We start from the raw sequence: 11,763 nt of genomic DNA, 5'->3' as shown, positions 1-11,763 counted from the left end.
TCTCGGGGCGCCCGCGTCCTCCGCAGGCGCCGGGGCTTTCGCCCTGTCGCGCCTGTCCTAGGCCGCCGCTTTGCGGGCGGCGCACGTACGATTGGCTTTGGCGTGTTTTGCCGTGCCCTTCGTCATCGATCCGCTCCGTTGCGATGGCGCGACAGCCACCCCTTGAGGGTCGCAATCGACGCAGTTGAAAATGGGACAGCAACACTGTCCTATCGCGATGAACTTGCCAGAATTCTAATCTCCGCACAAGGGGCGATTTCGCAGGCGCGCGACATTTTATTTCGATCGCGCGCGCCCACGAGACATATCCGGCACGAAAGGCGGAGTCGGGCTGCACGGTTCTTGTTTTGATGGGCATTTTGCGCAGGGCCGCCCGGCCCGCATGCGCTTGGCAGGCAGGCGCCACGCCGCTAACGCAAAGGCATGAACTTCATCAGCGACAATACCGCGGGCGCGAGCCCGTATGTCATGGCCGCGATCATTGCCGCCAATGACGGCCCGGCTTCCGCCTATGGCACCGACATCTGGACGCAGAAGGCCGAAAGCCGCTTCGCCGAGATCTTCGAGCACGAGGTCGCGGTCTTCCTCGTGACATCAGGCACGGCGGCGAACGCGCTCGCGCTCGCCAGCATCACCCGCCCCTGGGGCGCGGTGCTCACCCATGAGGAAAGCCATGTCGCCGACGACGAATGCGGCGCGCCGGAATTCTTCAGCGACGGCGCCAAGCTGATCGGCCTGCCCGGCGCCAGCAACAAGATCTCGCCGGATCTCGTCACGCAGACGCTGACCCGCTTCCGCCAGGGCGCCCTGCATCAGGTCCAGCCGCAGGCGATCTCGATCACCCAGGCGACCGAATGCGGCACGATCTATTCGCTCGACGAGATCCGCGCGCTCAAGGCCGCCGCCACGCCGCGCGGCCTGACCCTCCACATGGACGGTGCCCGTTTCGCCAATGCGCTGGTCACGCTCGGCTGCAGCCCGGCCGAGATGACCTGGAAGGCCGGCGTCGACGTGCTCTCCTTCGGGGGCACCAAGAACGGCGCCTGGGCGGCGGAAGCCGTGATCTTCTTCGACCCCGCCAAGGCTGGCGAGATGAAATGGCGCCGCAAGCGCGCCGGCCAGACGCTGTCAAAGGGCCGCCTCATCGGCGCCCAGTTCGAGGGGCTGCTGGCGAATGGCCACTGGCTCGACCTCGCCCGCCACGCCAATGCCATGGCCGCGAAACTGGCAAGCGCGATCGAAACGAGCAGCCAGGCCCGCCTCGCCTGGCCCTGCCAGGCCAATGAAGTGTTTCCGATCTTGTCGGCTTCCTTGCAGGAGCGGCTCAAGGCGGCCGGCGTCGGTTTCCTGACCTGGTCCGACCGGGCGCTACCGGCAGGCGTCGCTCTTGCGGAGGGCGAGATCGTCGGCCGTTTCGTGATGTCCTTCGCGACGCCGGAAGCACAGGTCGACCGACTGATCGCGCTGCTCGCCGCGCAAGAAGGCTGACGTCCGTCCTAATTCCAGCCCCATGCATGCCGCAATCCCTAACGAAGACTGAAAGCCTGACTTTCAGTCCTTGAAAGGGGATGACCCATGGCATTTCGTTCGACCGCGCCGAAACGTACCGCGTTGATGGGCCTGGCGGTTGCCGGCGCATTGGCCGGCACCGCCGGCGCCGCATCGGCCCAGTCTTATCTCTACGAGGAAGATGCGCCCTATCTCGAACAGCGTTTCGGCTACAGCTATCGCTACGCCGCACCGCGACCGCCCGCGCAGATTCCGTCGCGCGCCCTTGGTCGCATCGCGGCGCGCGATTTCGGCCTCGCCCAGGTCGATCGCACCGCGTTGACGGCGACAGGCTCCGCTTACGTGATCGACGGCCGGACGCGGTCCGGCAGCCGCGTGCGACTGATCGTCGATCCCTATAGCGGCCAGCTGCTCGACGAGATCGTGCTGCAAGGGCCGCCCCGCGCTCCGCGCGTCGCCGGCATCGCCCCCCGCGACGACGTCCGCCAGCCGCGCACCCTGCCGCGCCCGCCGGAACGGCCCCCGTCGCTGAAGCCGCCGGGCCAGGCGAATGCGCCGGCATCGGTGGTGCCGCCGGCACCGGCCGCCCCGCCGCGTGCCGAACCTGCGCCACCCACGGAGAAGCCGCCGGCCGCAGCCAGCGCACCTGCGACACAAAGCCTGCCCTCGCCGGCGGCACCACCGCGCGCCGAGCCCGCACCGCCTGCCGAAAAACCGCCGGCTGCCGCGACCGCGCCCGCGACCGTGGTGCCGCCCTCACCCGCAACGCCGGCCGTGCCGACACCGGGCCCCAGCGACCCCGCCACGGGCGCCGAGAAACCCCGGCTGGTCAATCCCAGCGACGTGCGTGGCACCGAGAAGACCGAGCGCGAGCCGCCGCTCGCCCGCACCGAGCAGCCCGGCATCCCGGCGCAGCTCCCGCCGGTCCAGACGGAGGATGCGACGCCCACGACGCCCAAGCCGGAAACGCCCGAGGTGCCGGTCACGCCGATGGACTGAATCGATAGCGCAATTTTCGGAAATACCGCGTCATCCTGGACAAGCGGCAAAGCCGCGCAGCTCCGGGATCCATCGGAGGGCTCCGGCGCTCCAGGATGGATCCCGGGGCAAGCCCGGGATGACGGATGTGGTTCCGAGCCTTTCGACAGAACATGAAAAAGGGTGCTTCCGGTTTCCCGGAAGCACCCTTCCTATTCAGACAGGGACTGCTGAAGGCTTACGCAGCTTTGGCGGTCTCGACCTTGGCCTCGAGAACCTTGGCCTTGCCGCCGCCGATCGCGATCTGGCGGGGCTTCTTGGCCTCGGGAATCTCGCGCACGAGATCGATATGGAGCAGTCCGTTCTCGAGGCTGGCGCCGGTCACCTGCACATAGTCGGCAAGCTGGAAGCGACGCTCGAAGGCGCGCGCCGCGATGCCCTGGTGCAGGACCTCGCGCTGCTCGCCATTGTCGTTGGCCTGCTTCTCGCCGCGCACGGTGAGCGCGTTCTCCTTGCTCTCGATGGCAAGGTCGCCCTCGCCGAAGCCCGCGACCGCGATGGTGATGCGGTAGGCGTTCTCGGCAGTGCGCTCGATGTTGTAGGGCGGATAGGTCGGCGCGGCGTCGGCGCTGGTCGCCTGGTCAAGCAGCGAGAACAGGCGGTCGAAGCCGACGGTCGAACGATAAAGCGGGGAAAGATCAAAGTGACGCATGATGTCCTCCAAAGGAAGCGACGTTTTCGTCCAGCCCGCCTCGGCATGAGCGCGGGCCTGGTTCAGGTTCGCGCAGCCGGTTTGAGGCCTGCGCAGCATTGAATTGGGAAGGTGTTTTCGGCTTTTCAAGAGGCCGTTGCGGCAGGCATAACCGAGACCGTTCGTCCCGCAGTGGGCGCGCCGATTCGACAGCGGCCGGAGCTTCGAGATCCATCATGGCTTCGACATCAGCTCTGCCAGACGCGGGACTCTTCGCTCACCCCGACTATCCGGTGCCCGGCCATGGCAAGGTCTGGTTCGCGGCGACGCGCGATCGCGCGCAAATCCGCTTCGCGAGCTGGCGGCCAACGGTCAAGGCCGTTCGCGGCACGGTCGTCCTCGTCCAGGGCCGCGCCGAATTCATCGAGCGCTACAGCGAGACCATCGCCGAGCTGCGCCGGCGCGGTTTTCATGTGCTGGCCTTCGACTGGCGCGGCCAGGGTGGCTCGCAGCGCTTCGTCTCACGCGAACGCAAGGGCCATGTCGGGCGGCTGCGGCACTACGAGGATGACCTCGCACTCGCCATGGCGCAGATGCACGAGAAATTGCCCGGACCTTATTTCGTGCTCGCCCATTCCATGGGAGCGGCCATCTGCCTCGACGCCGCCAGGCAGAATGCACTGCCGGTCTCGCGGCTGGTGGCGCTGGCGCCGATGCTGGGCCTGACCATCATCGAGCGCCCGGGTCCGGCCAGCAGGCTCGCAAGCCTGCTGTTCTGGCTCGGCTTCGGCAAAGCCTTCGTGCCCGGCGGCGGCGAGACCGCGATCGCGACCAAACCCTTCGACGGCAACCGGCTGACCGGCGATCCCGAACGCTATGCCCGCAACAGCGCGCTCTCGGCGGCTGCCCGCCAGCTCAGCATCGGCGACCCGACCATCGCCTGGGTCCACACCGCCTTCCGGCTGATGGCACGACTTAACGCCCCTTCGGCTGCGCGCGAGGTCCGCGTGCCGACGCTCGTCATCGCCGCTGGCCAGGACCGCGTCGTCTCGACGCCGGCGATCGAACGCTTCGCCGCCCGCCTCAAGACCGGCCAGGCGCTGATCCTGCCGACCGCGCGGCACGAGATCCTGATGGAGACGGACGCGATCAGGAACCAGTTCTGGGCGGCCTTCGATGCCTTCATCCCCGGCGAGGATGCGGGCCTCAGTTCAGGCCCCTCAGCTCCGGCCGGCGAGCAGCGCGAGCGCGGCCTCATGCAGCGGCTTGCTGGCGGCGGCAATGACGCGCCCGCCCCCGGCGGCACTGCCGCCCTCCCATGAGGTGACGATGCCGCCGGCACCCTCGATGATCGGGATCAGCGCGACGATGTCGTAGGGCTTCAGCCCGCTCTCGATGACGAGATCGACATGGCCAGCGGCCAGCATGCAATAGGCGTAGCAATCGCAGCCATAGCGTGCGAGCCGCACCTGACTCTCGACGCGGCCATAGGCGGCCGCCTCCTCGCCCTTGAACAGTGCCGGCGATGTCGTCATCAGCGTCGCCGCGGCAAGATCGGCTGCCTGGCGCGTGCGCAGCTTCTTCGCACCCCCCGGCCCCTCGTAGCGCGCCTCGCGGCCGTCGCCGGAATAGCGCTCGCCGGTGAAGGGCTGGTGCATCATGCCGTAGACGGGCGTACCGCCCCGGGTCAGCCCGATCAGCGTGCCCCAGACCGGGATGCCGGAGATGAAGGCGCGGGTGCCGTCGATCGGATCGAGCACCCAGACATATTCGGCATCGGTATTCTCGTTGCCGAACTCCTCGCCGAGAACGCCATGGGCCGGGAAGCTGCGCTTGATCAGATGGCGCATGATGTTCTCGCCGGCTCGGTCGGCTTCCGTGACGGGATCGAACACGCCGCCCGCCGACTTGTCCTCCATCGCATGATGCGCCCGGAAGAACGGCAGGATCGCCCGGCCGGACTCGGTCGCGAGCTCAGCCACGAAGGCTCCGAAATCGACCGCGCTCATCAAAGCCCCCACATCTGCGCCGCGCTGCCGCGCCACCAATCCAGTCGTCCAGCCCTGATGGGCGGGCAGGCGTGGAAAGGCAAGGCGCCCGACGCTCAGCGTGTCTTGTCCCGCGTCAGGCGCATGCCCCATACGACGCCCGCTCCGTGACAATTTTGGTAAGGCCACTTGCTTTTTTGCGCTGCACCTTCATATTGTGCACTGCGAAGGGGCGATCACCTCAAGCCTTCGTTGCCCTCCTTGGGCGTTTCCTCCCTAGACTTGGGCCGCCACGAAAGTGCGCGGCCCTTTTTTTGGGTTGCGTCGGCAACCGACGCCGCGAACTGTGCCGCCGCGCCTATTCCGCCGCCTGCCGGAACTCGTCGAGCCAGCCGCTCCAGCGCGCGAAGCAATCGGCCATCGCCGAGGAAACCGCCTGCTCGAGCGCGGCAAAGCCCGCATGCGGCATCAGCGTGGTCTCGTTCATGTAGAGCGCGCGGTTGATCTCGATCTGCAGCGTGTGCACGCCGGCGCTCGGCGCCCCGTAATGCTCCGTGATGAAGCCGCCGGCATAGGGCCGGTTGCGCGTCACGCTCAGCCCGAGCTTCGCAAAGGCGGCCTCGGCGATGTCGGTGATGTAGCCGGCCGCGCTGGTGCCGAAGCGGTCGCCCAGGATGATGTCCGGCTTGGCCGGGCCGTCGCGGTCGAGCCCGCTCGACGGCATCGAATGCGCATCGACCAGGATGCAGGTGCCGAAGGATCGCTGCGTGCGCTGCACCAGATCGCGCAAGCCGGCATGATAGGGCCGGTAGAGCCGTTCGATCCGTGCCAGCGCCTCCTCCACCGGAATGCGCCCGAAATAGATCTCGTGCCCGTCCCCGACGATGCGGGGGATCGTGCCGAGCCCGCCGGCGACCCGCATCGAGCGGGTATTGGCGAAGGCCGGCAGCCGCCCGTCGAACATCCGTGGGTCGAGCTCATAGGGCTCGCGGTTGACGTCGAGATAGGCGCGCGGGAACTCGGCGACGAGCAGCGGAGCGCCCAGCGCCACGCTGCGTGCGAAGAGCTGGTCGACGAAGGCGTCCTCCGAGCGGCGCAGCGAGCGCAACGGCAACCGCGCCCGCTCGACGAAGGCACGCGGATAGCGTCGCCCGGCATGAGGCACGTCGACCACCACGGGCACGATATGGAGCGCCGGCTGATACAGCGTGAACGGCCGCTCGATCTCGGCGACGACATCCTCGGAACCAAGCGGGAAAGGCGTAGTTGCTGCGGTCATGCCCCTGGACACAAGCACACAAAGGGCCGCTGTTGAAGCGCTCCCCGCGCGCAGCCGCCATCGGCAACGGATTCACCCGTTGTTTACCATGGTGATGCCTTATAGAAACGCAGGGTTCCAAGCACGGGGATGGGCCGATAACCCTGCCGGCGCTAGTCCCGGCAACGGCGCGGGCGCCAGACAATGAACGAGGCGAGGTGGCCAGGCCGGCATCTTCGACCTCTTGAAGACAGGCCTTACGGGACGGACACATCAGGCCCATGACCAAGATACTTCTCGCCGAAGACGACAACGACATGCGCCGTTTCCTGGTCAAGGCCCTGCAGAATGCGGGCTACGACGTGGCCTCCTTCGACAACGGGCTTTCGGCCTATAACCGCCTGCGCGAAGAGCCCTTCGAGCTGCTGCTGACGGACATCGTCATGCCGGAGATGGATGGCATCGAGCTGGCGCGCCGCGCCACCGAGCTCGATCCAGACATCAAGGTGATGTTCATCACCGGCTTCGCCGCAGTCGCGCTCAACCCCGATTCGCAGACGCCCAAGGATGCGAAGGTGCTCTCGAAGCCCTTCCACCTGCGCGAGCTGGTGAACGAGGTCGAAAAGCTGCTCGCGGCCTGAGACGCTTTCTCGCGAAAGCGCCTTGCAAGCCTTGAGGCGAGCGGCTATAGCCGCACACCTCGCAACATGGTCAGCCGGCAACGGCAGGGCCTGTTCCGACCGCCGCGACGATATCCCGACGCGGCAGACGGGCGCGTAGCTCAGCGGGAGAGCACTACGTTGACATCGTAGGGGTCACAGGTTCGATCCCTGTCGCGCCCACCATATTCCAGGCCCCGGAGGTCGCTTCACAGAAGCGGTGTCCGGGGCTTTTGTTTTTGGGTGCGCGGATCGGCCTCGTCCGGGCGCGCCGGACAAGAAAGCGCAGCCGCCCCTTCGAGAGGCTGGCTGCGCGATTGCGTGATCTGATCGAGGCGGGCGTTGCCCCATCAGGCCGTCAGGCCGAAAATCCCCGTCTCCGCCTGGGCAGACGTCGGCGCAGCCGTCAGCCCGCCGCCTCCATTTCCTTGAAAGCCTCGCGTGCGATCCGGAACGAATCGACACCCGCGGGAATGCCGGCATAGATCGCGACCTGGAGGAAGACCTCTCGAATCTCGTCCTTGCTGACGCCGTTCCGAAGCGCGCCCTTGACGTGCATCTTCAGCTCATGGGGGCGGTTCAGCGCGCTGATCATAGCGAGGTTCAGCATCGAGCGCGTCTTGCGCGGCAGGCCCTCGCGGCCCCAGACGGCGCCCCAGCAGTACTCGGTCGTGAGTTCCTGCATCGGCATGTTGAATTCGTCGGCCGTCGCCAGCGAGTTCTCGACGAATTCCTTGCCGAGCACGTCCTTGCGGATGGCGAGACCACGATCGAAGACGTCCTTGCTCATGTCATTCTCCAGGTTGGGCGGGGTCGGAAACGCCCGGGCGACGCCCGGACGGGCGCGGCCGGCAGGGAGCCGGCCGCGATCGGCGTCACTTCTTGGGCCAGCGTCACTTCTTGGACCAAACCGCCTGGCTGACCGCGAGGTCGGGCGGGAAGACGGTGTTGGGCACGCCGTTCTGCCACTGCACGATCGTCAGGCCCGCATTCACGCGCCGGCCCTTCTCGTCGAACTTGATCAGGCCGCCGGGGTAGTATTTCGACGGGCCGAGATCGAGCGTGCGCAGCGCCTGGGCGACAGCTTCCTTGTCGGCCTTGCCGGCCTTTTCGAGCGCGGCGGCGACGACCCACATATCGGCATAGGTCGAGATGCCATTCTGGGTCATCCAGGGCTCACCATACTTGGCCTTGAGCTCGGCGATCAGCGGCTCATGGCCCTTCGAGCCCCAGCTTCCGACGCAGGTCATCACGCCCTGCAGCATATCCGCGCCCATCGTCTTGAGAATCTCAGGCTCGGCGATGGCGATGCCGAAGGAGATCGTCGGGATGCGGGCCTGGCCAAGGCCGAACTCGTTCATCTTCTCGAGGATGAGCTTGCCGTCAGAGATCACCGTCGGCAGGAAGAACAGCAAATCGGGCCGCGTCGCGCGGACCTTCTGGACCAGCGGCGTCGCATCCGAGAGCGGCGGAGTGAAGGTCTCGTCGACGACGAGGGTCAAGCCGTGCTCCTTGAGCAGGCGCTCGCGCATCGGCTTGACCGAGGCGACGGATGCACCGGTGTTGTCGGTGATGATCGCGACCGTCTTCGGCCTGATTCCGGTCGCCTTCTCCGCGACCTTCATCACTTCGGGCAAGCACTGCTCGGCCTGCGAGGCTGCCGTCGCCGAGGTCTGGAAGACGTATTTGAAGCCGCGATCGGTGATCAGGTCCGAATAGGACAGGGTCAGCAGCGGCAGGCTGGCACGCTCGGTGACCTCCGTCGCCGCGAGCGTGAAGGAGGACAGATAGGCGCCGCTGGCGGCGACGAGGTCGGTCTCCTGCGCGACCATGCGCTGGGCGGCGTTCTTGGCCTTCTCGACCGTATCGCCGGAATCGAGCAGGACGAGTTTGAGCTTGGCGCCGCCGAGCGCCTTGATGCCGCCCTGCGCGTTGATGTGCTCGATCGCCATCTCGGCGCCCATCTTCATGACCTGGCCGGGGCGGGCATAAAGGCCCGACAGCGGCACCAGCAGGCCGACCTTCACCTCGGCCGGGTTCTGGGCGGCGGCGGGGAAGGCGAGGCCAAGCGCCGCGAGTGCGGGCAGCGCGGCCCAGTTGCGGATCAGGGATCGTCTCGTCGTCATGGTCAGGTCTCCTCCAGGATGTCGCCGCTGTAGCCGCGGCTTTCGGGGTCGTCGGTGAGGCTCGGTCGCGAAGCCCGAAAGGCCCCGTGCCGAGAATGGGGTCACATTCCCAGGTACGCCTGCCGAACGCGGTCATCCGCGCGCAGCGTCGTGTTGTCGCCTTCGAGGACGACGCGGCCGGCCTCGAGCACATAGCCGTGGTCGGCGGATTCGAGCGCCTCGGCGACGCGCTGCTCGACCAGCAGGATCGTCAGCCCGGTGTCGCGGCGGATCTCGATCAGCTTCTCGAAGATGAAATCGGCGATGGCGGGCGCGAGCCCCATCGACGGCTCGTCGAGCATCAGAAGCTTCGGCGAGGATGCGAGCCCGCGGCCGATCGCGACCATCTGCTGCTCGCCGCCCGAAAGCGTGCCGGCGAACTGCGCGCGCCGCTCGGCCAGCACCGGCAGCCAGGTGAAGATGCGCTCGATATTGTGCTTCCAGTCGCGCTGGCCGGCGGCGGTGTAGGCACCCATTTCGAGGTTTTCGAGCACGCTGAGCGAGGGAAAGACCTGCCGCCCCTCCGGCACATGGGCGATGCCGAGATGCGCCCGGCCCGAGGGCGGGACGCTGGCGAGATCGACGCCCTCGAAGGTGATGCGGCCCTGTCGCGGCTGGAGGATGCCCGAGATCGTCTTGAACAGGCTCGTCTTGCCCGCGCCATTGGGGCCAACGACGGCGACGAACTGCCCGGCATCGACGGCAAGCGAGACGTCGCGCAGGACCGGGACGGCCGAGTATCCCGCCAGGACGTTTTCAAGCCTGAGCATCGGCCACCCATTTCTTGCCGAGATAGGCCTCGATCACGCGCGGATCGCGCGTCACGGCGGTGGGCTCGCCATCGACGAGGACGGCGCCGTGATCGAGGACGAGGAAGTGATCGACCAGCTTCACCATGGCCTGCATGGTGTGCTCGATGATCACGATGGTGACGGAATCTGCCGCCAGGCGACGGATCACCGCGACGACCTCGTCGGCCTCGCCATGACCCAGCCCCGCCAGCGTCTCGTCGAGCAGCAGGAGCTTCGGCTGGCCGGCGAGCGCACGCGCCAGCTCCATCAGCCGCAGCTCCTTGGTCATCAGCTCGCCGGCGAGCTTGTCGGCAACATCGGAGAGGCCGACGCGCGCCACGGCTTCAGCGGCCAGCCGCTTCGCCTCCTCGTCGTCATCAGTCGCGACATAGGCGCCGAGCACGACGTTCTCCGCCACCGACATACGCAGGAAGGGCCGCATCACCTGGAAGGTGCGACCGACGCCGAGCGCGCAGATCTGGTGCGGCTTCATCCCGACCGTCTCGCGGCCATAGACCTTGACCTCGCCCTGATCGGGCTTGAGGAAGCCGTTGAGCAGGTTGAACAGCGTGGTCTTGCCGGCGCCGTTGGGGCCGATGATGCCGAGGATCGCGCCCTCGGGCACATCGAAGGAGATGTCCCGGTTGGCCTTGAGGCCGCCGAAGGACTTCGAGACGTTGCGGACGCTGAGCGCAACCGGCGCATCTTTAGCCGGCTTGATCCGTGCGGGTGCCGCCACCGACGTGGCCACGACGGGCAGGATAGCGGCAGCACCGGCGCGGCTGCGCTTGATGAACCGGTCGCGCAGCTTCCAGTAGACACCCTCCGGCGCGATCAGGATGACGCCGATGATGGCCAGCCCGTAGACCACGCCCTGGATGCCGGGAAAGCGCGAGCCGAGCTCCGCATGCAGGATCTCGGCGACCGGGATCAGGAAGGCGGCACCAATGACCGGGCCCCAAACGCTGCCGATGCCGCCGAACATGGCGACGGTGAGCGCCTGCGCCGAGACCAGCATCCCGAAGACCGATGGCGGCGTCACGACCAGCAGGACGATGGCGTAGAAGCCGCCGACCATGCCGGCGATGGCGCCGGAGATGGCGATGGCCTTGAGCTTCCAGGCGAGCGTGTCGATGCCGGCGGCCTCGGCCGCGGCCTCGTTCTGCTTGATCGCCATCAGCGCACGGCCGAAGCGCGAGCGCTCGATCCATTGCGAGAACAGCATGACCGCGACGAGCAGGCCAAGCGCCAGCAGGGTGTAGACCCTGTGGTCGGCGAACTGCATGTAGGCGATCGGATTCTCGCGCTTGATCGGCAGCGTGAGCTCCTGATAGCCGAGCCATTCGAAAACGTAGAGCAGCGCCAGCGGATAGGCGAGCATGGCGAGCGCGAAGTAATGCCCGCGCAGCCGGAAGGTCGGGAAGCCGACCGCCAGGCCCGCGAGCCCGCCGACCAGCGCCGAGACCGGGATCATCAGCCAGGGCGTCAGGTCGAAATGGATCTGGCCGAGCGCGGTCGTATAGGCGCCGAGCCCGAAGAAGGCGGCGTGGCCGAAGGAGACGAGGCCGGTATAGCCCGAGAGCACGTTCCAGGAGAGGCCGAAGCAGGCCCAGACGAGGACCAGCGTCAGCATGAGCTGGTAGTAGGAATTGGTCACCAGCAGCGACAGCACGGCATAGGCCGCAGCAAAAGCCAGAACCGGGACGAGAGAGGACAGACGCATC

The 11,763-nt window shown here is 67.1% G+C and carries 11 protein-coding genes and 1 tRNA gene; 5 read left to right on the top strand and 7 right to left on the bottom strand.

Features of this window, described 5'->3' with window-relative positions; all coding sequences use genetic code 11:
- The first annotated feature begins 423 nt into the window (after nucleotides 1-423).
- Nucleotides 424-1,488 (top strand): threonine aldolase family protein, encoded by a 1,065-nt coding sequence (locus tag AC1DYU_RS19960; RefSeq protein ID WP_476793135.1) that lies wholly within the window; start codon nucleotides 424-426, stop codon nucleotides 1,486-1,488.
- 87 nt (nucleotides 1,489-1,575) lie between these two features.
- Nucleotides 1,576-2,508: a hypothetical protein gene (locus AC1DYU_RS19955; RefSeq protein WP_476793134.1), complete on the top strand. Its 933-nt coding sequence runs from the start codon at nucleotides 1,576-1,578 to the stop codon at nucleotides 2,506-2,508.
- A gap of 217 nt (nucleotides 2,509-2,725) precedes the next feature.
- On the opposite strand, the gene AC1DYU_RS19950 is transcribed toward AC1DYU_RS19955, so the two are convergent.
- A complete protein-coding gene (locus AC1DYU_RS19950; protein ID WP_476793133.1) occupies nucleotides 2,726-3,199 on the bottom strand; it encodes an Hsp20 family protein in 474 nt (157 codons plus the stop codon).
- A gap of 215 nt (nucleotides 3,200-3,414) precedes the next feature.
- Here AC1DYU_RS19950 and AC1DYU_RS19945 point away from each other — a divergent pair, with 215 nt between their 5' ends.
- On the top strand, nucleotides 3,415-4,500 hold the full coding sequence (locus AC1DYU_RS19945) for an alpha/beta fold hydrolase (protein WP_476793132.1): 1,086 nt from the start codon (nucleotides 3,415-3,417) through the stop codon (nucleotides 4,498-4,500).
- Here AC1DYU_RS19945 and hisN read toward each other — a convergent pair.
- Both hisN and AC1DYU_RS19935 read right to left on the bottom strand, forming a co-directional pair.
- A complete protein-coding gene (hisN, locus tag AC1DYU_RS19940) occupies nucleotides 4,399-5,187 on the bottom strand; it encodes a histidinol-phosphatase (protein WP_158484961.1) in 789 nt (262 codons plus the stop codon). The genes AC1DYU_RS19945 and hisN overlap by 102 nt on opposite strands.
- A 337-nt stretch (nucleotides 5,188-5,524) precedes the next feature.
- Nucleotides 5,525-6,445 carry an N-formylglutamate amidohydrolase gene (locus tag AC1DYU_RS19935; protein WP_158484960.1) on the bottom strand — a complete coding sequence of 307 codons (921 nt, stop codon included), beginning with the start codon at nucleotides 6,443-6,445 and terminating at the stop codon, nucleotides 5,525-5,527.
- Nucleotides 6,446-6,705: 260 nt separating this feature from the next.
- Here AC1DYU_RS19935 and cpdR point away from each other — a divergent pair, with 260 nt between their 5' ends.
- Nucleotides 6,706-7,065, top strand: coding sequence for a cell cycle two-component system response regulator CpdR (gene cpdR / locus AC1DYU_RS19930; RefSeq protein WP_038363805.1), 360 nt, complete (start codon nucleotides 6,706-6,708; stop codon nucleotides 7,063-7,065).
- A gap of 129 nt (nucleotides 7,066-7,194) precedes the next feature.
- Nucleotides 7,195-7,269, top strand: a tRNA-Val gene (locus tag AC1DYU_RS19925).
- Nucleotides 7,270-7,489: 220 nt separating this feature from the next.
- Here AC1DYU_RS19925 and AC1DYU_RS19920 read toward each other — a convergent pair.
- From AC1DYU_RS19920 to AC1DYU_RS19905, 4 genes are all read right to left on the bottom strand, one after another.
- Nucleotides 7,490-7,873: a carboxymuconolactone decarboxylase family protein gene (locus AC1DYU_RS19920; protein ID WP_158486592.1), complete on the bottom strand. Its 384-nt coding sequence runs from the start codon at nucleotides 7,871-7,873 to the stop codon at nucleotides 7,490-7,492.
- A 103-nt stretch (nucleotides 7,874-7,976) separates the two neighbouring features.
- A complete protein-coding gene (locus tag AC1DYU_RS19915; RefSeq protein WP_476793131.1) occupies nucleotides 7,977-9,209 on the bottom strand; it encodes an ABC transporter substrate-binding protein in 1,233 nt (410 codons plus the stop codon).
- A gap of 101 nt (nucleotides 9,210-9,310) precedes the next feature.
- Entirely contained in the window at nucleotides 9,311-10,018 is a 708-nt protein-coding gene (locus AC1DYU_RS19910) for an ABC transporter ATP-binding protein (protein WP_476793130.1), read from the bottom strand.
- Entirely contained in the window at nucleotides 10,005-11,762 is a 1,758-nt protein-coding gene (locus AC1DYU_RS19905; RefSeq protein WP_476793129.1) for a branched-chain amino acid ABC transporter ATP-binding protein/permease, read from the bottom strand. Before AC1DYU_RS19905 ends, AC1DYU_RS19910 begins: the two co-directional genes overlap by 14 nt.
- Nucleotide 11,763 lies beyond the last annotated feature (1 nt).

It is taken from the genome of Allobosea sp. P2_B12, assembly GCF_056404835.1.
Note: the sequence above shows the minus strand (reverse complement) of the source record. Positions and strands in the feature narration are given on the sequence as shown.